At 63.8% G+C, this 25147-nt stretch carries 24 protein-coding genes and 1 pseudogene; 17 read left to right on the top strand and 8 right to left on the bottom strand.

Features of this window, described 5'->3' with window-relative positions:
* Positions 1 to 235: 235 nt before the first annotated feature.
* The 3 genes from SLG_RS05310 to SLG_RS05300 are packed head-to-tail and all read left to right on the top strand — an operon-like array spanning position 236 to position 2549.
* Positions 236 to 553, top strand: a complete 318-nt coding sequence (locus SLG_RS05310) for a hypothetical protein (RefSeq protein ID WP_014075411.1) — start codon at positions 236 to 238, stop codon at positions 551 to 553.
* Positions 554 to 571: 18 nt separating this feature from the next.
* Complete coding sequence (locus SLG_RS05305) at positions 572 to 2260, top strand: PepSY-associated TM helix domain-containing protein (protein WP_014075410.1); 1689 nt, start codon at positions 572 to 574, stop codon at positions 2258 to 2260.
* Positions 2253 to 2549 carry a DUF3325 family protein gene (locus SLG_RS05300; RefSeq protein WP_014075409.1) on the top strand — a complete coding sequence of 99 codons (297 nt, stop codon included), beginning with the start codon at positions 2253 to 2255 and terminating at the stop codon, positions 2547 to 2549. The genes SLG_RS05305 and SLG_RS05300 overlap by 8 nt, the downstream gene beginning before the upstream one ends.
* A gap of 108 nt (positions 2550 to 2657) precedes the next feature.
* Here the strand turns inward: SLG_RS05300 and SLG_RS22445 are convergent, their stop codons facing one another.
* The 5 genes from SLG_RS22445 to SLG_RS05280 all read right to left on the bottom strand — a co-directional run bounded on the left by SLG_RS22445 (position 2658) and on the right by SLG_RS05280 (position 9838).
* Complete coding sequence (locus SLG_RS22445) at positions 2658 to 2987, bottom strand: excalibur calcium-binding domain-containing protein (protein ID WP_083853317.1); 330 nt, start codon at positions 2985 to 2987, stop codon at positions 2658 to 2660.
* A gap of 172 nt (positions 2988 to 3159) precedes the next feature.
* Positions 3160 to 6942: a cobaltochelatase subunit CobN gene (locus SLG_RS05295; protein ID WP_014075408.1), complete on the bottom strand. Its 3783-nt coding sequence runs from the start codon at positions 6940 to 6942 to the stop codon at positions 3160 to 3162.
* Positions 6939 to 7316 carry a DUF2149 domain-containing protein gene (locus SLG_RS05290; protein ID WP_014075407.1) on the bottom strand — a complete coding sequence of 126 codons (378 nt, stop codon included), beginning with the start codon at positions 7314 to 7316 and terminating at the stop codon, positions 6939 to 6941. The genes SLG_RS05295 and SLG_RS05290 overlap by 4 nt, the downstream gene beginning before the upstream one ends.
* Positions 7313 to 7846 (bottom strand): MotA/TolQ/ExbB proton channel family protein, encoded by a 534-nt coding sequence (locus tag SLG_RS05285; protein WP_014075406.1) that lies wholly within the window; start codon positions 7844 to 7846, stop codon positions 7313 to 7315. Before SLG_RS05285 ends, SLG_RS05290 begins: the two co-directional genes overlap by 4 nt.
* Before the next feature lie 3 nt (positions 7847 to 7849).
* Positions 7850 to 9838, bottom strand: coding sequence for a TonB-dependent receptor plug domain-containing protein (locus SLG_RS05280; RefSeq protein WP_041392688.1), 1989 nt, complete (start codon positions 9836 to 9838; stop codon positions 7850 to 7852).
* An 819-nt stretch (positions 9839 to 10657) separates the two neighbouring features.
* Between SLG_RS05280 and SLG_RS22440 the strand changes: the two are divergent.
* Positions 10658 to 10954 (top strand): annotated as a pseudogene (locus SLG_RS22440) (PAS domain-containing protein); the annotation flags it as partial.
* 111 nt (positions 10955 to 11065) lie between these two features.
* Entirely contained in the window at positions 11066 to 12721 is a 1656-nt protein-coding gene (locus tag SLG_RS20270; protein ID WP_231848759.1) for a PAS domain-containing sensor histidine kinase, read from the top strand.
* A 3-nt stretch (positions 12722 to 12724) separates the two neighbouring features.
* On the opposite strand, the gene SLG_RS05270 is transcribed toward SLG_RS20270, so the two are convergent.
* Both SLG_RS05270 and SLG_RS05265 read right to left on the bottom strand, forming a co-directional pair.
* Positions 12725 to 13300 (bottom strand): response regulator transcription factor, encoded by a 576-nt coding sequence (locus SLG_RS05270; RefSeq protein WP_331386532.1) that lies wholly within the window; start codon positions 13298 to 13300, stop codon positions 12725 to 12727.
* A gap of 97 nt (positions 13301 to 13397) precedes the next feature.
* The gene (locus SLG_RS05265; protein ID WP_014075402.1) at positions 13398 to 13769 is read right to left on the bottom strand and encodes a response regulator transcription factor; all 372 of its coding nucleotides are present in this window, start codon (positions 13767 to 13769) and stop codon (positions 13398 to 13400) included.
* A gap of 149 nt (positions 13770 to 13918) precedes the next feature.
* Between SLG_RS05265 and SLG_RS05260 the strand changes: the two genes are divergently transcribed.
* From SLG_RS05260 to SLG_RS05210, 11 genes are all read left to right on the top strand, one after another.
* Positions 13919 to 15424, top strand: a complete 1506-nt coding sequence (locus SLG_RS05260; RefSeq protein WP_014075401.1) for a sensor histidine kinase — start codon at positions 13919 to 13921, stop codon at positions 15422 to 15424.
* Positions 15417 to 16052 (top strand): response regulator transcription factor, encoded by a 636-nt coding sequence (locus tag SLG_RS05255; RefSeq protein WP_014075400.1) that lies wholly within the window; start codon positions 15417 to 15419, stop codon positions 16050 to 16052. Before SLG_RS05260 ends, SLG_RS05255 begins: the two co-directional genes overlap by 8 nt.
* A gap of 70 nt (positions 16053 to 16122) precedes the next feature.
* Positions 16123 to 16494: a response regulator transcription factor gene (locus tag SLG_RS05250; protein ID WP_014075399.1), complete on the top strand. Its 372-nt coding sequence runs from the start codon at positions 16123 to 16125 to the stop codon at positions 16492 to 16494.
* A gap of 92 nt (positions 16495 to 16586) precedes the next feature.
* On the top strand, positions 16587 to 17462 hold the full coding sequence (locus SLG_RS05245; protein WP_014075398.1) for an alpha/beta fold hydrolase: 876 nt from the start codon (positions 16587 to 16589) through the stop codon (positions 17460 to 17462).
* Positions 17459 to 18244, top strand: a complete 786-nt coding sequence (locus tag SLG_RS05240; protein WP_014075397.1) for an alpha/beta hydrolase — start codon at positions 17459 to 17461, stop codon at positions 18242 to 18244. The genes SLG_RS05245 and SLG_RS05240 overlap by 4 nt, the downstream gene beginning before the upstream one ends.
* A gap of 79 nt (positions 18245 to 18323) precedes the next feature.
* On the top strand, positions 18324 to 19784 hold the full coding sequence (locus SLG_RS05235; RefSeq protein WP_014075396.1) for a catalase: 1461 nt from the start codon (positions 18324 to 18326) through the stop codon (positions 19782 to 19784).
* 192 nt (positions 19785 to 19976) lie between these two features.
* Positions 19977 to 20519 carry a hypothetical protein gene (locus SLG_RS05230; protein ID WP_014075395.1) on the top strand — a complete coding sequence of 181 codons (543 nt, stop codon included), beginning with the start codon at positions 19977 to 19979 and terminating at the stop codon, positions 20517 to 20519.
* A gap of 160 nt (positions 20520 to 20679) precedes the next feature.
* Entirely contained in the window at positions 20680 to 21375 is a 696-nt protein-coding gene (locus tag SLG_RS05225) for a dienelactone hydrolase family protein (RefSeq protein WP_014075394.1), read from the top strand.
* Entirely contained in the window at positions 21372 to 21692 is a 321-nt protein-coding gene (locus SLG_RS05220; RefSeq protein WP_014075393.1) for a hypothetical protein, read from the top strand. Before SLG_RS05225 ends, SLG_RS05220 begins: the two co-directional genes overlap by 4 nt.
* 132 nt (positions 21693 to 21824) lie before the next feature.
* On the top strand, positions 21825 to 22655 hold the full coding sequence (locus tag SLG_RS05215) for an alpha/beta fold hydrolase (protein ID WP_041392682.1): 831 nt from the start codon (positions 21825 to 21827) through the stop codon (positions 22653 to 22655).
* A 171-nt stretch (positions 22656 to 22826) separates the two neighbouring features.
* Complete coding sequence (locus SLG_RS05210; RefSeq protein ID WP_014075391.1) at positions 22827 to 23636, top strand: alpha/beta hydrolase; 810 nt, start codon at positions 22827 to 22829, stop codon at positions 23634 to 23636.
* Here the strand turns inward: SLG_RS05210 and SLG_RS05205 are convergent.
* Positions 23633 to 23857: a hypothetical protein gene (locus tag SLG_RS05205; RefSeq protein ID WP_148276494.1), complete on the bottom strand. Its 225-nt coding sequence runs from the start codon at positions 23855 to 23857 to the stop codon at positions 23633 to 23635. The genes SLG_RS05210 and SLG_RS05205 overlap by 4 nt on opposite strands.
* Positions 23858 to 24006: 149 nt before the next feature.
* Between SLG_RS05205 and SLG_RS05200 the strand changes: the two genes are divergently transcribed.
* Positions 24007 to 24906: a helix-turn-helix domain-containing protein gene (locus tag SLG_RS05200; protein ID WP_014075389.1), complete on the top strand. Its 900-nt coding sequence runs from the start codon at positions 24007 to 24009 to the stop codon at positions 24904 to 24906.
* Positions 24907 to 25147: the final 241 nt, after the last annotated feature.

The raw sequence follows: 25147 nt of genomic DNA, 5'->3' as shown, positions 1-25147 counted from the left end.
ATATCATTGATACCCGGCGTATCCGGAAATCGTGATAGTTTCCCTCCCTCCCGTGAAAATTGGATCTGATGAGCAATGGCGCGCCTGACACCAGGCGCAGTTTTCTATGGATCCCGAGCATCCACCCTGACCTATTGCAACTCATTATCAATTAAGCGATAAGACAGACAGGACGGAGCTGCTCTGACGGAGGGCCTTCCAAACGGCGGGATTCGAAAGGGTGAGTGCTAACAGCATGACAAGAAACCATGGCGCAAAGGCGGAGTCTTTCGCCCAGCCCGCCAGAACAGCGAGTCGTTTCGGCGCCGCGATCGTTGGCGGTTATCTTTTTGCCTATGGCTTTACCGCACTCGCAACACTGGCCGGCTTCACCATCGGCCTGCCTTTTTCGGAGGCGCAGGTTCTTTCTTGGATGCTGGGCGCTCTCGTCTATCTGTGTGCGATGCTCTGGGGCTTCGTGCTGCGCACCGCAACGATGGCATGGGCGGTGCTCGCAGGTGGCGGGGCGGCAATGGGCACGGCAGCTTGGGCGCTTTCGCGGCTGACAGTCTGAGCAGGAAGGATCTAAACGATGCGAGAAACCTTCCGGCTATCGATGGCCTATCTGCACACATGGCTCGGCCTCCTGGTTGGCTTCGTGCTGATGGCAGTCTTCTTCTTCGGCTCCCTCTCCGTGTTCGACCGTGAGATCGATCGATGGAGCGTTCCTGAGACGCGCGCGCAGGCAGCGCCCTTTCCTTCGTTCGACCGATCCGTGCTGCCGGTCATCTCGTCGGTAAAACCCGACCCTGAGAGCATCGAGCATACAGCCGCAGAAGTCATCGGCGACTTGCCCCCGGCCGATGCGATGAAAGTGGGCGACGTCGGCGTTTACACCAATCACCGCGATCCCATTTTGCGGATGTATGTCGCCTTTGATGTCCCCAACAAGCCGCGTAACGCGAACCTGGATCATGTCCACGTCTACGGTTATGCCTCGATCGATCCGCAGACGGGCGAGCGTCTACCCGCCGATCTTCAGGATCGCCTCCAGCTTGGAACTGGCTTCTTTTTCCCCATGCATTACATGCTTCATCTGGAGTGGATGGAGATTGGTTACTGGATCGTCGGTCTGGCCGGCATGGTCATGATGGCCTTGCTCGTTTCCGGCGTCGTCATGCACCGCAAGATATTCCGCGAGATGTTCACTTTCCGTCCGGAAAAAGCGCGGTTGCGCTCGACACTCGACCTTCACAACATGACAGGCGTTTTGGCCTTGCCGTTCCTCTTCGTCATCACGCTCTCAGGCCTGCTGATCTTCGCTTCCCTGTATCTGCCGTCACCAACGACCTTGATGCGCCCACTGGCAAAGGCGCAGGAACTTGTGGAGGCCTCGGGGACGGGACTGCCCGTCGACCCCTCCGGCCGGCCGGGTGAACTTGCCTCCGTCGATGCCATGATGGCGACAGCCAAGGCGCGCTGGGCAGCCAAGGGCGTGCCCGGAGAAGTCGGATCGGTACTGGTCGTCCACTATGGCGATGCCGATGCCTATGTCTCGATATCGCGGGACAATGTCGATCGGGTCGCGACCAGCGAAACGCTGCACTTCAAGGGAAGCACCGGTACTTTGCTCTATGAAGATCCCCCGGCGAGCGGCATCCGCACTACTGAGGGGTTCCTCTACGGGCTGCACTTCCAGCAGTTCCGCCACTGGCCGCTCCGCTGGCTGCTGTTTGCGGGCGGCCTGGCAGGTTGTGCCTGTATCGCCACCGGCTTTTTGTTCTTCGTCGAGAAGCGCAAAAAGAAGCACGCGGCCACGCGCGATCCGGGCGCGCGCATCGCCGAAGCCTTCGCGGTCGCGAGCGTCACCGGCATGCTGATCGCGACCGGCACGATGATGGTCGCCAACCGACTGCTACCCACGAGCCTGCCGGCGCACGACAGCTGGCAGGAAGGCATATTCTGGCTGACCTGGCTGGCGACGCTTGGCCACGCCGCGCTTCGCTCACGCGTATCGGCCAACATAGGCGTCTCGCCAGCATGGGCGGAGCAAAGCTGGCTGGTCGCTTTGCTAGCGCTTAGTGCTGCCATTGCAAACTGGGCGACGACTGGCGATCATCTCATCTCGACGATCGCAGATGCCTACTGGCCAGTGGCAGGCGTCGACATCGTTCTTCTCGCGACGGCAGGTTTGGCTGCTTACACGGCAGTTCGCCTGAGCGCCCGCGCGGAGCGGATTGGGCGGATGCCATCCGCGATCGGGAAGCCAGCCCATGTCTGACGCTGTTCTGCTCACTTTCGCGTTGCTTACTGCAGTCATCGGCATGGCGGGCTTCGCCGCCGCGAATGACCTGCACTGGCGTCAGTTATTTCCGAAACGACGTCAATCGACGGCCGCGCGCACCCTTTGCCGAACGTCCGGCACGACGCTGCTCGCCATATCCTTCGGGCTTTGCGCGATGGCCGATCCGGTTTCGATGGCTTTTCTGGTCTGGCCGATGCTGCTCGGCGTCGCCGCTGCTGTGGTGGCAGCGGCCCTTACGATAAGAGGCAGGGCTAGCCGTAGATAAGCCAGTTTCCGGATCCTCAGGCGGAGGCCCTTTTTTCTGGTTTCTGGCGGAACGAAGGAAGCTTTCGGGCGCTGCCGCTAGAAGTCTCAATGTCTGAAATGTTGGCGGTCATTGACCCCGGTAAGGTTCGCAACCGACACCATCTCCATCACCATCCAAGCGCTCGGAAAACCACCGCTCGTGACTTTGGAGTGGTGCTACACCGGCCGCGCGGACTTGGTCGCAGCCTGAGTAGGTATAGCCAACCGGTAGGGCATCGAGGATCGCTTGACGCTTCTGTGCTGTATCCCACGGATGAGCAGCGAAAGCGATGCCGACACCAGAAGCAGCGGCAATAATGCCATAACGGATGGCCGTCTCAAGCGTCGTCTCCGGTCGTGGAGGACACCGCTTCCCGTGCCGATTGTTGAAGTGCCGACGGGGATATTGCCGAGACATCGTGCCTATTTGTCACTCAAGTCTCAAAAGCAGGTTGAGTGTTCAGACAGCCGCATCGCGAAGGTGAACAGATGGCTGGTTTCGGGCAGCTGCGCGGCCCGCTGGAACGTCTGCAATGTTGGCGGCAAGCGACTGTTCGCCTCATGCCCACCGCCGCGTGGCAGCGGTGGAACTACCAACGGGGCCTGAGCGCCGCGCCGCCGATGAGCAGCAAAGCGACGAGGACCGCGGTGATTGTCGTCGCCAGCATTGTCCGGCGCGCCGGAGGTTGGATCGGCGCGTTGGATTTGGCGGGCTCAAGCTCGTATCCCGACACAAGAGGAGCTTGTGGAGCGCGGGCTGCTGACGGCACCTGGTTTTGCGCGGTTATTGGCCCCCGGGATGCAGGACTTTCGCTTCTGGTTACTGGCGCAATCTCCCGGCCACTGGTCGGCGGTCGCACGTTGCTCGTCCGCTGGAGTTCGGCGCGCGTGGCATCATCGGCCTTCCAGTCGCCCCGGTCGATCGCATCCAGCATGGTGCGGACCAGCTTCTGGCGCGCCGCCGGGTTATGCTCGGCGAAGTAGCGGTCCATGCCCAGCCGGTAGCGATCGTGCAGATACACGTCGCGCACGGCCTCCCAGTCCCGGTCCGACACCAGGTCCGGGCGGGTCTGCTCCCAGAGTGACATGGAGTCGGTGAGATCCGCCATGTAGCGCGCGCCATTGTAGCCGCTCGCCTGCATGGCCTTGATCCAGGCGGGGTTGAGATAGCGGCTGTCGCGCTCGCGCGCATAGAAGCGGTCGACGGTTTCGACATGCGGCTGGCCCGAGGCCTGCTCGTTGGCGATGTAGCCCTCGATGGTGCGGCCGGTTTCCTGCTGCACGGCCATCGAGAGACCGCCCAGATAAGCGGCAGGCATGGGCGTATCGAGCAGGCCATAAGCGCTGGAAGACCGGCTGAAAACCGCTGCGTCGACCGTGCCGAGACTCGCGGTGAAAGCCGTGCTGTCCGGCTCGCCATCGTCACCGTCGCCATAGGCATGGCCCATCCGGGCACGATAGAGCTCATCGAGCTTCGCCTTGCTCCATCCCTCGCGGTTGGCGAACTGGGTGGAGGGCGAATAGGCGCCGGGCGCGGTGGAGAAGATACGGCGCAGGGCCCGCTTTTCCGCCGTTTCGGGTACGACACCCTGCGCTTGCAGGGCGCGGGCGCGGGCCTGCGTTTCGGCGCGCACGGGATTGTCCGCCTCCTCAGCCTGCGCGGCGAGGCGGATCGCCCTGGCGATCAGGGCAAGCTTCTCGCCGAAATGATCGCGATACGTGCCCGATGTCGTCACCAGCACGTCGACCCGCGCCCGGCCCAGTGCGGCGCGATCGACAAGGGCGATGTCCACCACATGGCCGCGCGCATCGCGGATCGGGCGCACGCCGAGCAAATGCAGGATCTGGGCTTCGTTGGTTCCCCCGTTCTGAGCGGTCTCGCTGGACCACAGCACGAAGGCGACCTTGCGCGGCAAGCGGCCATGCTTCGCACGATAGTCGGCAAGCATCTCATCGGCCAGCGTTACGCCCCGGTCCCAGGCCTGCGGCGTCGGCACCGCGCGCACATCCAGCGTATAGGGATTGCGGCCGGCCGGCAGGGCGTCGGGATTGCGGATCGCGTCCTGCATCGGGCCGGGGGGCACATAACCGCCAGCCAGTGCCGCAATGATCGCATCCATCTCGCGCGGTGCACTGGCGATTCGTGCCGCATAATCCCGGGCGCGGTGGGTGTTTTCCGCGTCCAGCACATCGTCCTCGCCGCCAAGGGCGCGCGCCACATCCTCCAGATGAGGCGCAGGCTGCCCGACCGCCAGCATGGCCTGCACCATCCTCGCGGCAACATCGCTCGCGGGCGCCTGTCCCAATATGTGGCCGCCCAGCGGAATGGGCGCTGCTTCCGCCTCGGCAAGGTAAGTGGCCAGCCCCGCACGCAGCGCGTCAAATGGTGCGCTGGCCGGATCGAGGCCGAGCGAGGCGGCAAGACCCGCCGCGGCGACCGCGCGCCGCAGCGCTGCCTCGTCCACCGGATCGGCGTCCAGCATGGCCTTCATTTCGGCGAGCGGCGGCGACAGGCCTGCACGGACGAATTGCGGCATGAAGCCGATCGTCACGGCCTGCGTGCGGCGCTTGTTGCCCACGCCGCCATTGGCCTGCAACGGCTGGGGCTGGATGTGGGGGAGCGCCCCGATCAGCAAACCCACCGCATCCGTGGCGGCCGGCCCCTCCTGCTTGCCAGGCATCAGCGACAACTGAGTGAAGAGCGGCAGATAGGCGTCCGCCCGCCCGCTTTTCTGCATCCACAGGTAGAAGGCCAGATACTGGTGATGGGGCGGGAGCGCGCCGCGCTGTTCCAGTGCCTTTCCGCCCGTCTGGGGCCCCCAGAGCGGATGGGCAGCGAGGATGACCTTGCCGAACTGCAGGGCCGGGACGACGACCTGCCCGTCCACCGTCATGAGCTTGCCCGGCGGTGGACCCCAGACCCGCTCGACCTCCTGCTTCAGCGCGGCGGGGAGAGCCGCATACCACGCGAGATATGTCCGGACCGGGACTGCGATGGCTCCCTGTGCGATCCTGCGCCGCAGGGCCTCGTCATCGCCCTGGGCGGCATTGGTCGCTTCCGTGGCGAGACGGCGAGCGAGCGTCGCCCTGTCAGGCAGGGGCGCGGCGCCCGTATCATACCCCTCCGCGCGAAGCCGCTCGAGCAGCGCGACCATGCTGCCCTGCGCATCCAGATAGGAATCCGGATCGCTGCCGACGTCGGCCTCGCCCGGCTCCTCATTATGATAGCTGACGACGACATGCTTGTCCGCGTTGGGCAGGCGGCGCAGGTTCGCCCAGGCGAGGGCCCGCGCGACGCGCCAGCGGATCTGGTCGGCAATGGGATCATAGCTCGCCGTGCCGTCCGGCGCGGTGGCGCGGGCGGCCAGGATCATCGGCTCGACGATGCCATCGAGTTCGCTCATCGCCAGCTCGCCGGTCGAAGCCGGCGCGAAGCCACCCAGGCTGCTTCTCCAGGCATCCGCATCGCCGCGATAATCGGTTGCGCACATCAAAGGAGGCACGCCCAGCCGCTCTGCCTCAGCCACCCCGGCCTGTGCCGATGCATAGTCGATCCGGTTGCCGCACAGGATCAGGGCATCGAGCCGCGTGTCGCCGAGCAGGGTGGAGGCAAGGTCGCCGCCACCCTCCCGCCAGATGGGAACCGGCATGCCCCCTTGCCGTTCGATTTCCCGGACGAGTGCCGTAACCAGCCCGGCGTTGTTCGCCAGCACGAGGCTGCGATAGAACAGGATGCCCACTTTCGGCCGTGCGCCTGCATCGGCAAAGCGCGCAGAGGCCCAGCCCAGATAGTCGGCCATGGCGGCAAAGGGCGCCGGCGCATCGGGATGCCAAAGCGCGAGTGGTGGAAAATCGACGGGTGGCGGAACGGCCATGCTCCGCCCCAGCACCCGCGCAGCGGCATAAGCGAACAGCCCGGCGAAATTCGCTTCGGTCGCATTGGTCCAGTAGCGCGCGATATCGGGATGGGCAGCAGGGTCGATCGTACCCGCGATCGGCGTTCCGGGGCCCACGACCAGAACCTTGGTGCGCATCTTGGCATCCTCGATCTGGCGCGTGAAATTGAGCAGGCGGGGTCCGGCGGCATCGAGCAGAACCAGATCATAGCGGCCAAGGTCGACCCCCTCGATCGAGGGCACCAGCCCTCCGCCCAGGCCGAAGAAGTCCACCGTGACATCATCTGCCACGCGCCGCGCGCCGGCCTTCGCGATCGTCGGCATTTCGGCGATGTGGATGGACACGAAGGCGATGCGTGGCAGGTCCGGACGTGGCAAGTCCGGGCGTGGCGGGGCTGGCTGGACATGGCCCGCCGCGCCGATGCCGATCATGCACAGCGCCAGCAGAAGTCGCGCGACCAGTGGAAGCCAGCTCATTTCTTCCCTCCGCCGGCCCCTTCCGCCTCCGCTTCCGGCACATAGACGACCTTGCCATCCGGCAGGCGATAGGCGACGCCGAGCCGGTCGCCATTGCCGCTGAGCTTGCGGTCGCTCACCTTCTCCACCTTGATCTGCTTGCCGTCCTTGCGGATGATTTCCATGCGACCATCCGCCCCGGTGCGGGTCATCGTCCAGTTGCTGGCGGGATCGAGCAGTGACGGCGCGCCCATCATCGAATAGAGCGCCACCACCATCGCCACGATGAAGGCGAGGCTGACGTCAAACAGATTGGCAATGCCGGCAAGGGGATCTTCCTGCCAGCTTCCCTCATCGCGACGGCGGGCGAAACGGACGGGGCGGCGGCGGCTCATGTTTCCTCCCGGCGCAATGCGCGCTCGGCATGAAAGCGCACCGCATCGAGATCGGCGCGCGCCCAGCCTTCCCGTACCATCGCGACCAGATAAGCGACAACGCCCACCGCCAACCCGACCACCGTGCTGGAAAATGCGATCACCATGTTGGAGGCAAGGATCTGGAGATCGCCCCGCGCCAGTCCCGAGAGGGCCGTGGCCATCGGGATCAGCGTGCCCATCAGCCCCAGCGAGGGGCCGATCCGGATGGCGAAACGCACTGCGTTGAGCGAGCGGGCCGCATCGCCTTCCGCGCGTGCGACGATTTCCTCGATCGCCAGCTCGTCGTCATGCGGTTGGCCGGTCAATGCCTGATCGATCGCGGCGCGGTAGCGATCCCGCGCGGGGCGATGGCCGCGATAGCGCCCGATCAGGCTGCGCAGGAACAGCCCAAGCGCGAGGACCGTCCAGAGAACCACGCCGAGCAGTCCCACCACCACGGGCAGGAACAGCAGGTCGGAAATCGCGCCAAGCGCGTCCTTCGCCCACATCGCTCAGAGCTTCCGCACGTAACGGACATAGGCCGTGCGACCGGGCATCCAGTAATCGGCCTTCTCGTAGTAATGGACGTCGAAGGCGTTGGCGATTTCCAGCCGGAAGCCGTCCATGGGGGTCGGCTGCCAGCGCAGGCTGAAATCGACGGTGGTGAAGCGGGCGAGCGTGAACTCTCCGCCCGCACCGTTGGTGAAGATGCGTCCCTGGCTGTTGTCCGCATCGACCCGGTCGCCATTGAAGCGCACGGTAGCGGTGCCAAACAGCGTGCTGCCGTTAGAGAGGGTGAGCGATCCGGTCGCTTTCCAGTCCGCAACGTTGCGGATGGCGGTCGCCACCCCGGCGGCCGTCTGGTCCTGTGCGGTGATGATGTGCGTCACGCTGCCGTTGAAACGCACCCGGTCCTGCGCCAGCCCGAGAACGGCCCCGGCGTCGAGTGCGAGTTGGGCTTCCACGCCTTCCATCCGGGATTTGTCGGCATTGACATAGCTTGTCTGGCGGAGCGTCGGCGTCTCGGAGACGAGCTCGGTCTTGATCCGGTTTCGGGTGCGCGCGTTGAAATAGGTGATGTCGGCGAACAACGCCCCATGCGCAAAACCGAAGCCGGCATCCCAGGTGGTGTTGCGCTCCGGTTGAAGATCGGCGTTTCCATATGTGACGCGGCGCTGGATGCCCGCGAATTCCTCGCTTTCGCCCGCCAGCTGCAATGCCTGTGGCGGCACGAACGCGCGTCCGATCGTGCCGTGGAGACGGAAACCGCCACCCAGCTTGAACACGGCGCCGCCGCGTGGATTGAAGACGCCGAAATTGGCCGATCCCGGCGTGAAATTGATGCGATAGGGCGTCTCATAGGTCCGGACGGTGATCCAGTCATAGCGGCCACCAGCCGTCAGGATCAGCCCTTCATCCAGAAGGTTCAGGCCCGCTTCCGCGAACAGGGCTTTCGTCTCCCGGCTTTCGTTCGGCGACGAGGGCGCCTTCCCCGTGCCATTGGCGTTCCAGGATTGCCGGCTCGCCTCGACTCTCTGCCAGTCGCCGCCATAAGTCAGGCGGAGCGCCGGCAGGACCCGCCAGCTATCCTGTACCTGAGCGCCGCGATACTCCGTGAGCGTGCTGCTGGAGACATAGCGCGAGGCCAGTTGCGGCACGGTATAATAATCATAGTTCTCCCGAGAGGCGTAGCCGATGAGGCGGATCGCGTGATCCTGCGGCGTCAGTTCCAGCCGAATGTCGCCCGTGATCCGGTCCGTCTGGTTGCCGGAAGGCGTCCTGGGATTATAGGATTGCGGCCCGGGCGCATCATTGTCGAGACTGGCAAAGTCGAAACTCGCATCGAGGCGGGCAATGGACGAGAGCGTGCTGCCTACCCTGAACCGGCCGGAGCCGCGCCGGAAGGAACTGTTCCCCGCGCGCGCGCCATTGCCGAGCCGGAAGTCTCCATCCTGATTGACGTAGCCGACATCAAGGTCGAAATCGACGCCGCGCACCAGGCCGCCGCCGAGCGTGGCGCCGGACCGAATCGTCTGGAAAGATCCGCCGCCAACCGTGAACTGGCCGCCAAGAGGCCCGGACGAGCGGCGCGTGATGATGTTGATGACACCACCCACGGCGGACGCCCCATAGAGCGCGGAGGCCGGGCCTTTCAGGACTTCGACGCGCGCGATGCTTTCCGGCGCGATCGTGGTGAAGCTGCTCGAACCTGACGGGCGGCCGTCGACGAGGACCAGCACCTGCGGATTGATCGAGAACTCGAAGCTTGGCCGCAAGCCTCGCAAGCCGACGCCGCCGAGCCCGTTGGGATATTGGATGACGTCGACGTTTGCATTCTTCTTGAGCTGATCGATGAAATTGAGGGCGACCGTATTGGCAAGCTGTTCCTCGCTGACCACTTCCATGGACGAGGCGACATTCTCCCGCCGTTCTTCCGTACGATTGGCCGTGACGACAATGTCCGACGCGATCGCGGGGGCGCCCGCTTCCTCTGCACGCACGCCGACGGAACAAACGGACAAGGACGCGGCGAGCAGGCACGCGCCATTATTATGGAAAAGCAATTTCGACCCCCAACTTATGGCTGATTCGTGATATGAGATAACGTTACTTCTACGAGATGCCAATCGCCTGTGTTCCAGCAAGGCAGGGACGCCCGGTTGATCTTCGTTCTGAGGGTCAGGATGTCGAGGACGGTGTGAGGCAGCGGACGAGGCAATCGACCGCCGTGACGATTATTGCTGAAGCGTCAAACATCGGCGCCAGCGAAGGTGGTGATGAGCCTTCGCCCAGTCGGAGTAGAGATGCCAGCGCCAAGTCGTACGAAGGCCCTTGAGGATGCGGTGGTCACCATGCCCCTCACCACCGGAACCGCACGCCGTCATACTCGACTTCCGATCGGTAAGTCCAAATGCTGTGGCGCGAAAGCCTGATGAACGAAGGGCAGGCTTTAAGGGCCTCGTCTCGAACGCCGGATGTCGGCTATGTTCGCGTTAGAAGCCCAAGCAGTTCGGTGCACTCACATCGGCTTCGCCGAAAAAGAAGAGCGGGCCGACTGCGGTCGGCCCGCTCAGCGCAACGCAAGGGGGGCAACGCGTTGCACGTCACCCTGCACGGATGGGCGGGTCCGATCAGGCTGGAGTTGAATTTCAGTCCACAACGAGGTTGGATTCTATTGTCCATGCGCAGGACGGAGCGAGACCATCGTATACCTCGTCGAGAATTACCCACGGCAAATGATCGAATGAAGGTCTCCACCGCAGTTAGACATCATACAAAAGTATCGTGATCGCCGGTCGGCTTTCGCGGAATTTCCCGCTATGCTCAGCGCGATGGGCTGGGATGCGAGCGAACTGGGCGACCTCATACCGGACAGCATTGTTGTCCGGTGTTTCGATGGTGAAATCCGATCCTGGAACAGCGGCGCAACGCATATTTACGGCTGGACGGCTGCTGAGGCGGTCGGTCGGCGGTGCGATGACTTGCTCAACAGCAGCCATCCCTTTGGCCTGGATCACATCCTGCGCGAAATAGCGAGGCACGGTGTCTGGCAGGGCGAAGTCTACCGGCGAAGAGCAGATGGACGGGACTTGTGCGTCAGGGTGCGCTGCGTCGGGCGGCGCGATGCCAAGGGCACGATCTGCGAAATTGTCGAGTGGAGCCGGAACACAGGGGAGGTCAGCGAAGGCGAGATTGCCTCGCATCGCTTCACCAATCTGTTCCATGCCATGGCCGCCGCCTTCTGGGAGCTTGATTTCTCGGAGGTCCGACGCGCGATCGGCATGCTTGTCGCGTCCGGGGTGACGGACATCCCGGCGCGCCTCCGCGAAGATCATGATTTCATCGATCGCGCGATCGGCATGGTGCGGGTGATCGATGTCAACGATCAGACGCTGTCCCTGTTCGGCGCGCCTTCGCGGGATGCCTTGCTGGCCAAATCGATCGACTGGGCCTGGCCGCTGCAGAGCCGTCACGTTTTTGCCGAATCTCTCATCGCTGCCGCGCAACGGCGGGATCGATACAGCGTCGAGACGGTGCTGCGGCGCATGGACGGTCGGCTCATCGATGTGCTGTTCACGGTCTGCTGGCCCAGCGATCACAAGGCGCAGGGGACGGTGCTGGTCGGCGTCATCGATATCAGCGCACGCAAGCAGGCCTTTGCCGAGATGGAGGCGAGCGAGCATCGCTATCGCGACTTGTTCCAGCACGTCCCGGTCGCGCTGCTGCAGTTGGACATGCAACCGCTGTCCGCCCGGCTGGAAGCGCTGCGATCAGAGGGCATCGCCGATCTGCTGGATTATGTCGAGCGCACGCCGCAGTTCATCGAGGACGTGCTGCAATTGCCGCAAATCCAGGAAGCGAACGATGAAGCGATACGCCTGTTCGCCGTGGATGGCGCGGCCGCACTGCGCGGGCCGATCGCGTGGGGCTGGAAAGCGCGGCCAGACACGATCCGGCGCTCATTGCTCGCAAGGCTGCGTGGAGAAGCGCATTTCATCGAAGAGACGCAGGTCAATCGGCCCGATGGGAGCCTCGTCGATGTGCTCTACACCATGTCGTTCGTCGGCCCGCTCATCGAGCGGGGGATCAATGTCGTCGGCTTCGTCGACATCAGCGCGCGCAAACAGGTGGACCGGGCGCTGCGCGAGAGCGAGGCGCGGCTGCAGAAGGTCCAGGGGGATCTTTCCCATGCCGCCCGCGTCTCGACCCTGGGCGAGTTGACCGCGTCCATCGCGCATGAGGTGAACCAGCCGCTCGCCGCCATTTCCGCCTTCGGCCAGGCGAGCCTGCGCTGGCTGCGCCGCGATCAGCCTGATCTCCAGGAAGTCGAGACGCTGACGCAGGACATCGTCGCAGATGCCCGGCGGGCGAGCGACATCATCGCGCGCATCCGGGGCATGGCGCTCAAGCGCGAGCCCTCCCCGGCACCGCAGGACATTGCCGCTCTGCTGGACGAAGCCATGCTGATCATCCGGCACGAGGCGCAAGCGAAGGGCGTGACGGTGGCGCTCGCCATGGACGAGGGCTTGCCGACCATCCTGGCCGACCGGGTCCAGCTTCAGCAGGTCATCGTCAATCTGGCGGTCAATGCGATCCAGGCGATGGCGGAGCAGCCCGCCACAGGGCGCTCGCTCGATGTCCGCGCCCTATGTCTGGACAATGGCGAAGTCGAAGTCCGCTTCGACGATAGCGGTCCCGGCATCGCGCCCGAGCATCTGCCGCATGTGTTCGATGGCTTCTTCACGACAAAGCCGGGCGGCATGGGAATGGGCCTCGCGATTTGCCGGTCCATCATTCAGGCCCATGGCGGCCGTATCGAGGCGAGCAATCAAACGAAAGGCGCGCGCTTCGCCTTCACGCTGCCGCCGATCGCGTCGGCCTGATGCTCAGCCGGGCATGCCGATCTTCAGCCGCTCAGCCATCTTGACCAAATCGGCCAGGGTGCGTGCCTCCATCTTCTTCATCGCGGAGGCGCGGTAGAGCTTCACGGTGATCTCGCTGAGGCCGAGATCGAACGCGGCCTGCTTGTTGAGCCGGCCGGCCGTTACCAGACCCATGACTTGCTTCTCGCGCAGGGACAGAGCCTCGTAGCGAGCGCTGAGAGCAGAAAGCTCGCCCGTCTCAGCGCGTCGCTTGCGGTCCCGCTCAAGCGCGGTCGCCACGGCATCGAGCAGATCCTGATCACGAAATGGCTTGGTGAGGAAATCGATCGCCCCTGCCTTCATCGCCTGCACCGACATGGGGACATCGCCATGGCCAGTGATCATGATGACCGGGAGATGGATCCCATGCCCAGCGAGCTGCTGCTGGAAATCGAGACCGCTCGTACCCGGCAGCCGAACGTCGAGGAGCAGACAGGCCGGTTCGTCAGCGAGCGACGCTGCCAGAAACGTGCTGCAGGAATCGTAGCTTTGTGACGCAATCCCGACCGATCGCAAAAGCGCCGCGACGGCTCGGCGCATGGATTCATCATCATCGATGATATGCACGGTCGCGGTCTGGTCCATGATATCTTGCTATGCCTCCCCAGAGCTTCAAGGAAGCGATACCTTGGTATGCTCAGCGTTCGCCCAGCGCACGGCGCAGGCATCGCAGCAATTCCTGCGCGTCGAACGGCTTGCTCAGGAAACAGACGGCGCCTGCACTTAGCGCGCGCTGGCGCATCGCCTCCTCGGGAAAGGCGGTCATGACGAGCACCGGCAGGGCCGGATGCTCCACGCGAATACGGGCCTGGAGGTCGAGGCCGCTCATGCCGGGCATCTGGATATCGGTCAGCAGGCAGCCCGGCTTGCCAGACGCACCGCTCGCAAGGAAGGCTTCGGCGCTTTCGAAAAGAGCGACCTCATAGCCTTCCGAACGGATCAGGCTCGAGAGGCCGATGCGGATCGCGGCATCGTCGTCGACCACGGAAATGAGGGGCTTGGCGGTCATCTATCTTCTGCCGGCCCCCAAAATCGCTGTCACATGACCCTGTGGCGAAAATCTCCCTCGATCAACTATACGATCGTTCAGCCGCAAATTTTCGGTTTAGCAGCTAAATCTCGCAGTGCGGAGGCGTGGGGCTCTCCAGGGAGGGATTGGTGCGTCAGGTTTTCACCCTCTGGCCCGGGGACGATGCGACCGTTCGGCGCAACGTCACCGACGATGGCATCCCGACCTGGGCGGTGACGCCCGGTGCCTCCGCGCCGGCCATGCGCTGGACAAATCTGGACTGGTCGGTGCTTGTTATCGCCTCGACCCTGATCATCGCTCTCGCGCTGGTGGTCCCCGCAGATTTGACGGGCTGGATTTCCGCGGGTCTGCTGAGCGCTCTCTCCATCGGGCTGGTGATCCTCGGCGTCATGATACACCGGCGGCGCGTCGCTGGTCTGCTGCACGCGCTGGACGAGAGCCGGCGCTGGAACGACACGATCTTCGAGCGGACGGGCATTTCGCTGTGGCGTGAGGACTGGTCCTATGCGCGCGACGCGGTGCTGGCGCTGCTCCGCTCGGGCGTGCGCGACATGCAGGCCCATTTCGCGGCGCATCCGGACCAACTGCGCGAAATCAGGCGCCATGTCATCATCAAGGATGTGAACCAGTTTGCCGTGTCGCGGTCCCGGGCGCCGGACAAGCAGGCGCTGCTCGGCTCGCTCGACGGATTGCTGCCCGATACCGACCAGACCTTTGTCCAATGGCTGGTCGCGTTCGCGAATGGCGACAGCTTCTATCGCTCCGAAACGCACATCACGCTGCCAGATGGCGAGGCGGTCGACACCCTCTTCACCGCCGGCCTGCCGACCGACATGCAGCAGTTCGAAGATATTCTCGTCAGCGATCTCGATATCACCGAATATAAAGCGACGCAGGCTCGCCTGGCGCAGGCAGAGCTGGATATGGCGCGCGCGGTACGGGTGAGCACAATGGGCGCCCTCACCGCATCCATCGCACATGAAATCAACTCGCCGCTGGCCGCAATCGTCGCCAATGCCGAGGCCTCGCTGCGCTGGATGCGGCGGCACCAGCCCGATCTCGTCGAGGCCGAACAGGCGCTGGAATGCGTGCTGACGGCGGCTATGCGGACGAAGGCGGTGGTCGAGCAGACCCGCGCGTTTCTCAGCAATGCGCCGCTCAAGCCCGCGCCGCAGGATATGGCACGGCTCGTCCATGATGCGATCATCCTCATCGACCGTGAGTTGCGCACCCATGGCATATCCACCCATGTCGATGCGCACGATGGTCTGCCGCCGGTGATGGCCGATGCGGTGAACATCCAGCAGGTGCTGGTGAACCTGATGATGAATGCCGCGCAGGCCATGGAAGGTGTGGATGGCGCCAAGGATCTGACGATCGCGATCCGGCATGAGGAGGACCGCCTGCACATCGAAGTGCGCGATCGCGGCATCGGGATCGATCGGGCTTCGCTCGAGACCATCTTCGACCCCTTCTATTCGAGCAGACCGGATGGCATGGGCATGGGCCTGGCCATCTGCCGCACCTGCATCAGCGCTCATGGCGGCAGGATATGGGCTGAGAGCAGCCTCGGCGAAGGCTCGACTTTCCATTTCGACCTGCCGGTCGCAGAAGAGGAGATGGCCCGTGCCTGAACCCCGATCCGCAACCGTCCATATCGTGGAGGATGATGGAGGCCTCGCTGACGGACTGGTTCGTCTGGTTCGCTCAGTCGGCTATGAGGCGCGCGCCTATGGCACGGTGTCGGCCTTTCTCGACATTGCTCTCGACACCGGGCCTTCGGCTGGTCCCGCCTGTATTTTGCTGGACGTGCGTTTGCCGGACATGAGTGGTCTCGACCTCCAGGACCGACTGCGCACGCCCGCTGCTTCTGCGCCGATCATCATGATGACCGGCTATGGCGATATCCCTATGTCCGTGCGTGCAATGAAGGCCGGCGCGATTGACTTCCTGATGAAACCCTTTCGCGAGCAGGATTTGCTCGATGCGATCGGTCGCGCGGTCGAGCGAGACCGGGCCCTCCTTGCCGAGCGCGCGACGCAAGCCGTAGCGAGCAAGCGCATGGCCTCGTTGACCAGCCGCGAGGCCCAGTTGTTCCATTGCGTCGTCGAGGGACTGATGAACAGGGAGATCGCCGAGCGCCTCGATCTGAGCATCGTGACGGTGAAGGCGCACCGCGGCGCGATGATGCGCAAGATGGAAGCCCGCTCCGTGGCGGACCTGGTGCGCGTGGCCGGACTTCTGAACGGCGGCATGCAATGATCGGGCGTCGCTATACGAGAGTATAGCCGCGATTGAGGTCGCGCGCGCACGGCTTTAGCGTTTGACTGGAATGACCGCTCATCACCCGCCCCTGATTGCCGTGATCGATGACGACGCGTCGCTGCGCCGCGCGATCGTCTCGCTGCTGCGCTCAGAAGGCTATGGCGCCGAGGGATATTCCTCCGCCGAGACCTTCCTAGATGCGACCGAAACGCATCCGGATTGCGTCATTTCGGACATCCATATGCCGGGCCTGAGCGGCCTCGACCTCAAGGCCGCGCTCGACCGGCGTGGCCTGGCCGTGCCCGTCATTCTCATCACTGCCAGAACGGAGCCTGCGCTCATCGATCGGGCCGACGCGTGCGGGGCGGCCGGACTGCTCCTCAAGCCATTCGAGGCGGACACGCTTATCTCCTGCCTGGATCGCACGTTGGTCGCCTGACCTTTGGTATATTCGCGCCACGCCAACGCACGAATGTCGCCATGCCTCGAAACGGCTCACTTTGCGCTCGTCCCAAATCCAAGGAGGCGCAAATGAGGACCCAGACACTCGACACCGCCCGAACGGTGGCAACCCGTTTCGTGGAGACCAATGGCCGCACGCTGGCCTATCGCGAGATCGGCACCGGGACGCCTATCATTCTGGCCCTGCGCTTTCGCGGCGTCATGGACGTTTGGGATCCGGCGTTTCTCGATGCGCTCGCGCAGAATTTCCGCGTCATCATTTTCGACTATAGCGGGCTCGGACAATCGACTGGCACGCCCTCCTATCGCGCGGAACACATGGCCCGCGACATGATCGATCTCGCCGATGCGCTGGCCATCGATCGCTTCGTGGCCGGCGGCTGGTCGATCGGCGGTTTCCCGGCCCAGGTCGTCGCCACGCTGATGCCCGAACGCGTGTCGCACATCGTCCTCATCGGCACGGCGCCCCCGGGCAAGCTGGAGCACGGTTTGGATCCGGTCTTCTTCGACCATGCCCTGAAACCAGTCTACGACCTCCACGACGAGACGGTGCTTTTCTTCGAGCCGGAATCCGCGGCGAGCCGGGCCGCAGCTGCAGCGTCTGTTGCGCGCATCGCTGAGCGCACGGGAGATCGCAGCCCGGCCATCCCGCAAGAGACCTATATGCATCTTCTGGAGGATCGGGCGGCCGACGACGTTTTCCCCGATCTCGCCGGCTATCGCGATTTTCTCGCCACGGCGGGCGTCCCGATCCTTGTCATCAGCGGCGATCACGAGATCTGTTTCCCCGTCCAGAACTGGTTCGCGCTGAATCGGGTGTGGAAAAGCCTGCACCTCATGGTCATGCCCAACATGGGCCATGGCCCGCAGCACGAAGTGCCAGAGATGACAGCGGACCTCATTGCCAGCTTCGTGCGCAACCGGACGCGTCAGCCGGCGCCATGAGCGCGCCCCCGATCATGCTGGTGCATGGTGCATGGGTGACGGTGGACAGCTGGGCACCGTTCCGGCAGCGCTATGAAGCGAGGGGGCATGCCGTGCATGTTCCCTCCTGGCCGTTGATCGAAGGACGACCGGCGAGCGCGCTGAGCGGCGCGGTGCCGGATGGTTTCGGCAGCCTCACGCTCCGACGGATCACCGATCATCTGCAAGCCCATGCCGAGCGCCTGCCTGAGCCGCCAATCCTGATCGGCCACAGTTTCGGCGGGCTGCTCGTGCAGCTTCTGCTGGACCGGGGCGTTGGCGTGGCCGGCGTCGCGCTCAATCCAGCACCGATCGGCGGTGTCGTGCCGGACTGGACGGCCCTGAGCGCCATCGCGCCGATCATGCTGCGCCCGCTCGGCTGGCGACGTCCCTATGCCTTCTCGCGCACACGCTTCGGCCGCCTGTTCGCGACGGGAGCGCCGGACGCCCTGATCGACGAGGCCTTTGCCTCCTATGTCATTCCGGCACCGGGCATGATCTTCCACCAGGCAGCCCTGCGGATCGGCACGCGGGTCGATGCCCGCGCGCGTCGCCAGCCGCTGCTCATCACGGCAGGCGATCGCGATCGGCTGATTTCTCCGGCCCTCTCACGGGCGGCGTTCCGGCTGCAACGCCGGTCCCAGGCCATGACCGAATTCCATCATTTCTCCGGCCGGTCGCATCTGCTGATCGCCGAGCCGGGCTGGGAGGAAGTCGCCGACCATGCACTCGACTGGGTATTGCGGGCGCTGACTATACTTTGATCTGATTGCGAAAAACCTGGGCACAATCGACCCGATCGACCTGCCGCGACACTCTCGTGCGAACGTACAGGAGGGACCGATGACCAGCGATAACCAGCCACTCACCCATGCCAGCGGCGCGCCGGTGGCCGACAACATCAATATCCTGACGGCCGGTCCGCGTGGGCCAGCGCTGCTCGAAGACATCTGGTTGATCGAGAAGCTCGCTCATTTCGACCGCGAGGTGATCCCCGAGCGCCGCATGCACGCCAAGGGCTCGGGCGCTCATGGGACATTCACGGTGACCAACGACGTGACAGGTTTCACCAAAGCGAAACTCTTCGCGGAAGTCGGCAAGGAGACGCCCGTCTTCCTGCGCTTCTCGACGGTGGCTGGCGAACGCGGCGCGGCCGATGCCGAGCGCGACATTCGCGGCTTCGCGGTCAAGTTCTACACGCAGGAGGGCAATTGGGATCTGGTCGGCAACAACACGCCGGTCTTCTTCTTCCGCGATCCGCTGCGTTTCCCGGATCTTAACCACGCCGTGAAGCGTGACCCGCGCACAGGGTTGCGCAGCGCACAGAACAACTGGGATTTCTGGACGCTGCTGCCCGAGGCACTGCATCAGGTGACGATCGTCATGTCGGACCGTGGCATCCCCGCGAGCTACCGGCATATGCACGGCTTCGGCAGCCACACCTTCAGCCTGATCAACGCGGATAACGAGCGAGTCTGGGTGAAATTCCATTTCCGCTGCCAGCAGGGCATCGAAAATCTGTCCGACGCGCAATCCGCCGCCGTCATTGGCGGTGATCGGGAAAGCCATGGCCGCGATCTGTTCGAGGCGATCGAGCGGGGTGATTATCCGCGCTGGACACTCTGCATCCAGGTGATGACCGAGGCGCAAGCCAGCACTCACAAGCACAATCCGTTCGATCTGACCAAGATATGGCCAAAAGCGGACTATCCGCTGATCGAGGTCGGCGTGCTGGAACTCAACCGCAATCCCGAGAATGTTTTCGCCGAGGTGGAGCAGGCGGCCTTCTCCCCCGCGAACATCGTGCCCGGCATCGGCTTCTCGCCGGACAAGATGCTGCAGGCGCGACTTTTCTCCTACGGAGACGCCCAACGCTACCGGCTCGGCGTCAATCATGCGCACATCCCGGTCAATGCCCCCAAATGCCCGTTCCACAGCTATCATCGCGACGGTGCGATGCGCACGGACGGCAATCTCGGCGCAACGCTCAGCTATTATCCGAACGACCAGGCCGTCTGGCGGGACCAGCCGCATCTCCACGAGCCCGCGCTGCCGATCGACGCCGCCGCCGCGCACTGGGATCATCGCATCGATGACGATCACTGGGAGCAGCCGGGCAATCTCTTCCGCCTGATGAGCCCGGCCCAGCAGCAGCTTCTGTTCGAGAATACCGCCCGGCAGATCGGCGGCGCGTCCCTCGCCGTGCAGCAGCGCCATGTCGCCAACTGCCAGCGCGCCGACCCTGCCTATGGCGCCGGCGTCGCCCGGGCGCTTGGCCTCGATCTCGCCACCGCCGCCGAATAATCCATCTCAGGGAGTTCATATCATGACGTTCGTCCGACTTGCCGGAGCCCTCGCCATGCTTGGTGCCGGGACAGGCGCCCTCGCCCAGCATGAAGGGCATATCGCTTCCGCGCCCGACCAGAAGATCGCGAGGCCGCCTTCGACATCATTCGCACCGACGTAAAGAGCATCGGCCCCGACATCGTCTTCCAGGTGAAGGTGCGCGGCAAGGCGGGGGCTCTCCGTCCCAAGCCGACCGGCGCCTTCGCCGGGAGCGCCGTCTATTCCTATGTCTGGCCGACCAGTCTCGACAGCGAGAGCGTCGGCTTCGAGCAGGGGCAGGGTATCCTAGCGCTCGCCGTCACCTTCCATCCCGATTTTGACGACACTGCCGATGGTAGCGCCAATCGCCATGTCTGGCATCCGCATTGGGTCGTGCTGGTGCCGGACGAAGCCTGCGGGAAGGGCTCGCTCAAGGTGAGGGATATTCCCGAGGGCATGACGCCAAAGGTGCCCGCGACCTGGCCCAAAGTGCCGCTGCTGATCGACAGCCCGACCTATCCGACGACGCTGGAGACCGACATGGTCGAGGTGAAGGTGCCCGCCAGCGTCATCGGTGCCAGCGCAGGCGTCAGGTTCGATGGCGTGACGTCGGCGCTCAAGGTCAACGCCAATCTCCACGCGCCATTGCTTTGCATCGCCAATGTCTTCGACGTGGCATCGGGCGATCTCAGCCTGCCGGGGCGCGTGAAATAGCCATCTCACCCCTCTCCCCAAAACTGAGCCGGCTTTTCACAAGCCGGCTTTTTTTGTTCCTGGCCGCGCCATACCAAGGTCTAGCGCGAGCCATCCCTCGTCTGATTGAGCGCAGCGGTCGCCGCACGCCATAGTCTGCGCACAGTCGAGGAGCTGGCCGATGAGTGACTATCTGCAGATCGACGTTGAGGATGGTTCTTTCCGCGCATTCGTCGCTTATCCGGCGCGTTTGCCTGCCCCCGCCGTGGTGGTTCTGCACGAAGTGTTCGGCGTGAATGACGACATGCGCGCCAGTTGTCACGAGCTTGCCGAACGGGGTTTCGTGGCTATCGCGCCGGACCTGTTCTGGCGGCAGGAACCCGGGCTCGACCTCTCGCACTGGACGCCGGAGGAATGGGAAAAGGGCCTTGCGCTTTATGGAGCCTATGATCGCGATCAGGGCGCGCGCGACATTGCCGAAGTGATCACCTTCGCAAGGACGCTCGCGGGGACGACCGGCAAGGTCGGCCTGATGGGCTATTGCCTGGGCGGTCTCATGACTTTCCTCGTGACCGCTCGCCACGGCACGGACGCCAGCGTCGTCTATTATCCCGGCGCGGCGCAGGACTATGCCGACGAAGCTGCTCGCATCAGCGCACCGACGATCGTCCACCTCGCCGAAGAGGACGAGTTCATTTCCCCATCAGCACAGGCGATCATCGCGGACGCCGTGCGCGGCAATCCGGCCGTGGAGATCTTCTCCTATCCAGGCTGCAACCACGCCTTCGCGCGGCACAGCGGCACCCATTATGACGCCGAGGCCGCCGCGCTTGCCAACGGCAGGACCTGGTCCTTCTTCCAGGCGCAGCTGCCGTGAGCCGGCCCGCCTTCGATCCGGTGGAGCAGGCGGTCATCGTGCTTGCGACCAGTGATCCGCTGATCGCCGACCGGCGCCCGGGGCTTCTCGCCCGTCTGTTCGGCGCCGTCGATCACCCCGTGAGCCTTGCCAACGCCCGGCTGGAAGCGCTGCGCCAGCTGGTCGTGCGCCTGCGCCACGAGCCGCTCGAATATGCCGTGCGTGAGGTCGATGCCGCGATCGAAGCCGGTTTCACAGTCTCGCAGGTCCAGTCGCTCGTCGAGCGCTTCGCCTTGCCCTGCGGCGATGGAAGCCGTCGCTACTGGCATCTACCCTGAAAGGATCAACCCATGCCCGACCTGTTCACGCCGACACGCCGCGAGATGCTGGGCTCAGGCCTCGCCATCACCGGGCTGTCGCTGCTGGCCGATACGAGCTTTGCCGCCACCCCCCAGAAAGGAGCCAAGACCATGCCTCATGTCACCACCAGCGACGGAACCGAGATTTTCTACAAGGATTGGGGCCCGAAGGACGCCACGCCGATCATGTTCCACCATGGCTGGCCACTGACCGCCGACGACTGGGACAACCAGATGATGTTCTTTCTGCTGCAGGGCTACCGCGTCATCGCGCATGACCGGCGCGGCCATGGCCGCTCCACCCAGACCTGGCTGGGCAACGAGATGAACACTTATGCCGCTGACGTCGCAGCGTTGACCGATCATCTCGACCTCAAGGGTGCCATCCATATCGGCCACTCCACCGGCGGCGGAGAGGTCGCCCATTATGTCGCACGGGCCAAGCCCGGCCGCGTCGCCAAGGCGGTGCTGATCGGCGCGGTGCCGCCGATCATGGTCAAGAGCGACATGAATCCCGGCGGTCTGCCGATCGAGGTGTTCGACGGCTTTCGCAAGGCGCTGGTCGACAATCGCGCGCAGTTCTTCATGGATGTGCCGGCCGGGCCCTTCTATGGCTATAACCGGCCGGGCGCGAAGGTCGATCAGGGCGTGATCCAGAACTGGTGGCGGCAGGGCATGATGGGCGGCGCCAAGGCGCATTATGACTGCATCAAGGCATTTTCCGAGACCGACTTTACCGAGGATCTGAAGGCCATCACCGTGCCGACGCTCGTCATGCATGGCGACGATGACCAGATCGTGCCTTACGCCGATTCCGCGCCGCTTTCGGTAAAGCTGCTGAAGAACGGCACGCTCAAGACCTATAAGGGCCTGCCGCACGGCCTCTGCACGACCCACCCCGATATCGTGAATCCGGAGCTGCTCGCTTTCATCAAGGCGTGATCCCGGACCGGTGGCGGCGCCCCCGCTGCATCGCGGCCACCGGGCTCGCACCAAACCAAGGTTTAGCTTCGACACCGGTCCGTAGAATTGGTTCGGCCCCGGCCACCGGGCACTCTTCCATCATCATCAAGAGGCCGGCTCGCGAGCCGGCCGGAGCGGAAGGAGACGATCATGTCCAAGACCATTATGCTCATTCACGGTGCCTGGTTGAATTCGAGGAGCTGGGAAGGCTTCAAGGTCCGCTATGAAGCACAGGGCTATACGGTGATCGCGCCGGACTGGCCCTATGACGACCGCGCGCCGGAGCAACTGCGCGCCGCGCCGCATCCGCAGCTGCGCTTCCTCAACCAGCGCGCGATCGTCGATCATTATGCCGCCATCATCGCCACCCTGCGGGAAGAGCCGATCCTCATCGGCCATTCGCTGGGCGGCGTCTTCGTCCAGCATCTGCTCGATCGTGGTCTCGGCGTCGCGGGCGTCGCCATCGATCCGGCGCCGACGCCCGGCGTGCCGCTCTATCCGCATGCGATCCGCTCGGCACTGCCGGTGTTCATCGATCCGCTGAGCTGGCGAAAGGCCAAGACCATGTCCCGCACCTACTTTCGCAACCGTTTCGCCCAGACCGTGCCGAAGGAGCAGGCCGACGCGCTGTACGATCGCTACATCGTTCCGACGCCCGGCCGCGTCTACTGGAACGGCGTCGTCAATCCGATGAAGATCAACTGGGCGAGCAAGATCCGCGCGCCGCTCCTGCTGATCGGCGGGGAGCTCGATCTGATCGCCGATGCGGGAATGACGCGCGCCATCTACAAGCGACAGAAGCGCGCCGCCTCCCGCACGGATCTCACCATCTTCCCTGGCCGCTCGCATTGGACCTGCATCGACCAAGGCTGGGAGGTGGTCGCCGACACCGCGCTCGAATGGGCCGTCGCCAGTGCGCGCGCTGGCCGGATTAGCGCGATCGGCAATCTCGCGGCCTAAACCTCTTCGCGCAGGAGCGCCTCGACCACGCTCTGCAGACGGGACGTCTGGTCCAGTATGTCGCCCAGACATTGCCGCGCCTGCCCCGCTTCAGCCGGCCCTTTCGCAAGCCAGTTGCGATAGGCGCTGGCGCCAAGCTGGATGGCCGTCAGCGCCTCGATCATCTCGTGAAGCGCGCGATCCTTGTCCTGCAGTGCGTCGACATTTCGAGCTTCAGTCACGTTTCCACCTTCCCACATCCAGTGGATCATGATCCGTCCATTTTGTCTTTGCCTCGCTTGCGGAATTTTTGACCGTTCCTGCGCTTGTCACTTGTCTTGCCCATGAAGGATCGGCAGTCTGGAAGGTGGATACGCGCGGGGCGTGGCACATGACGACGCTGGCAGAATTCGGCGAGTATAAGTTTCCGCACGCGGGGCTCCTGTGCAGTTCCCGATCGCGCGGCTGGAGCGGCTTCGCGGCTGAGCTACGCGCGCATCCGGCCGGAGAAATCCCGGCGATCCGCCCGGATCAGATGGAAATCACCCTCGCTTTGGCCGACGTGCCGGACGGCTCTGTCGAGCGACGGGGCAATGGCCAGTTTCAGAGCACGGCGGTGCGCAAGGGGACGCTCTGGTTCTGTCCGATCGGGGTCGAGGAGGACTCCATCCGGATTACGGCCGAGTTGCCCCAGATTCTTCATCTCTATTTTCCCCAGCAGCGCTTCGATCGCTATTCCGAGGCAGCATCGCGCACCATCTCGCCCGGCAGCATTCACTATGCCGCCAATGTGGATGACGAACTTGTGCGGCAGATCGGCTTGCGATTGCTTGACGAGCTGCGAAGCGAAACGTCCAGTGGCAGCCTGCTCGCCGATCAGCTGAGCATGGCGCTGTTCGCACATATCGTCAGCCGTTATGCGAGCGATCGCATGAAGCCCGGCGCCGATCGGCTCCGTGGGGCGCTGGATCCGCGCCGCCTCAAGCGGGTAACCGATCATATCGAGGCTCATCTGAGTGATGATCTCACGCTCGATCAACTGGCGGCGATTGCCTGCCTTAGCCCCTTTTACTTCGCGCGCGCTTTTCGCGATGCGACCGGAATCCCCCCCCATCGTTATGTCAGCACCCGCAGGCTGGAGCTGGCGCGCCAGCTACTCGCAAGCACCAATCTATCACTGGCCGAGATCGCGCTGAGCTGTCGCTTTTCCTCGCAGGCGACTTTTACGCGCGCATTCCAACGCTCGTCCGGCTTGACGCCAGGAAAGTTTCGACAGTCGATAATCCTGTAATTTTGCGGCGGGGGCCTTCGTCATCCCTCCGATTGTTATAGAATCGCTCTCGCATGAATAGTCTCAACAGAGGAATTGAATTGTGGTAGGTGATACAAGTGCGTCTACTATAAAGGAATGAAATTTCCAAGGTGAAATCGGACGTAATCAGAGAATAATGCCCTCAACTTCATCTGACTCGGGTTTAATGTCGCATGTAATTTGCCTGCGCCGTCAAATGGCTGGAGGGTTGTGCGATAGC

Origin of the sequence: Sphingobium sp. SYK-6 (assembly GCF_000283515.1) — a bacterium.
Taxonomy (GTDB): Bacteria; Pseudomonadota; Alphaproteobacteria; order Sphingomonadales; family Sphingomonadaceae; genus Sphingobium; species Sphingobium lignivorans.
This window is presented reverse-complemented; position numbering and strand designations above follow the sequence as displayed.

Excerpts from the sequence above, each read along its gene's own strand:
- SLG_RS05290 (WP_014075407.1), bottom strand. The coding sequence starts at position 7,316 with ATGAGCCGCCGCCGCCCCGTCCGTTTCGCCCGCCGTCGCGATGAGGGA.
- SLG_RS05215 (WP_041392682.1), top strand. The coding sequence starts at position 21,825 with ATGCCTCATGTCACCACCAGCGACGGAACCGAGATTTTCTACAAGGAT.
- SLG_RS05310 (WP_014075411.1), top strand. The coding sequence starts at position 236 with ATGACAAGAAACCATGGCGCAAAGGCGGAGTCTTTCGCCCAGCCCGCC.
- SLG_RS05300 (WP_014075409.1), top strand. The coding sequence starts at position 2,253 with ATGTCTGACGCTGTTCTGCTCACTTTCGCGTTGCTTACTGCAGTCATC.
- SLG_RS05295 (WP_014075408.1), bottom strand. The coding sequence starts at position 6,942 with ATGAGCTGGCTTCCACTGGTCGCGCGACTTCTGCTGGCGCTGTGCATG.
- SLG_RS05270 (WP_331386532.1), bottom strand. The coding sequence starts at position 13,300 with ATGCGCCGAGCCGTCGCGGCGCTTTTGCGATCGGTCGGGATTGCGTCA.
- SLG_RS05240 (WP_014075397.1), top strand. The coding sequence starts at position 17,459 with ATGAGCGCGCCCCCGATCATGCTGGTGCATGGTGCATGGGTGACGGTG.
- SLG_RS05265 (WP_014075402.1), bottom strand. The coding sequence starts at position 13,769 with ATGACCGCCAAGCCCCTCATTTCCGTGGTCGACGACGATGCCGCGATC.
- SLG_RS05210 (WP_014075391.1), top strand. The coding sequence starts at position 22,827 with ATGTCCAAGACCATTATGCTCATTCACGGTGCCTGGTTGAATTCGAGG.
- SLG_RS05235 (WP_014075396.1), top strand. The coding sequence starts at position 18,324 with ATGACCAGCGATAACCAGCCACTCACCCATGCCAGCGGCGCGCCGGTG.
- SLG_RS20270 (WP_231848759.1), top strand. The coding sequence starts at position 11,066 with ATGGCCGCCGCCTTCTGGGAGCTTGATTTCTCGGAGGTCCGACGCGCG.
- SLG_RS05285 (WP_014075406.1), bottom strand. The coding sequence starts at position 7,846 with ATGTGGGCGAAGGACGCGCTTGGCGCGATTTCCGACCTGCTGTTCCTG.
- SLG_RS05305 (WP_014075410.1), top strand. The coding sequence starts at position 572 with ATGCGAGAAACCTTCCGGCTATCGATGGCCTATCTGCACACATGGCTC.
- SLG_RS05200 (WP_014075389.1), top strand. The coding sequence starts at position 24,007 with ATGACGACGCTGGCAGAATTCGGCGAGTATAAGTTTCCGCACGCGGGG.
- SLG_RS22445 (WP_083853317.1), bottom strand. The coding sequence starts at position 2,987 with ATGTCTCGGCAATATCCCCGTCGGCACTTCAACAATCGGCACGGGAAG.
- SLG_RS05225 (WP_014075394.1), top strand. The coding sequence starts at position 20,680 with ATGAGTGACTATCTGCAGATCGACGTTGAGGATGGTTCTTTCCGCGCA.
- SLG_RS05250 (WP_014075399.1), top strand. The coding sequence starts at position 16,123 with ATGACCGCTCATCACCCGCCCCTGATTGCCGTGATCGATGACGACGCG.
- SLG_RS05245 (WP_014075398.1), top strand. The coding sequence starts at position 16,587 with ATGAGGACCCAGACACTCGACACCGCCCGAACGGTGGCAACCCGTTTC.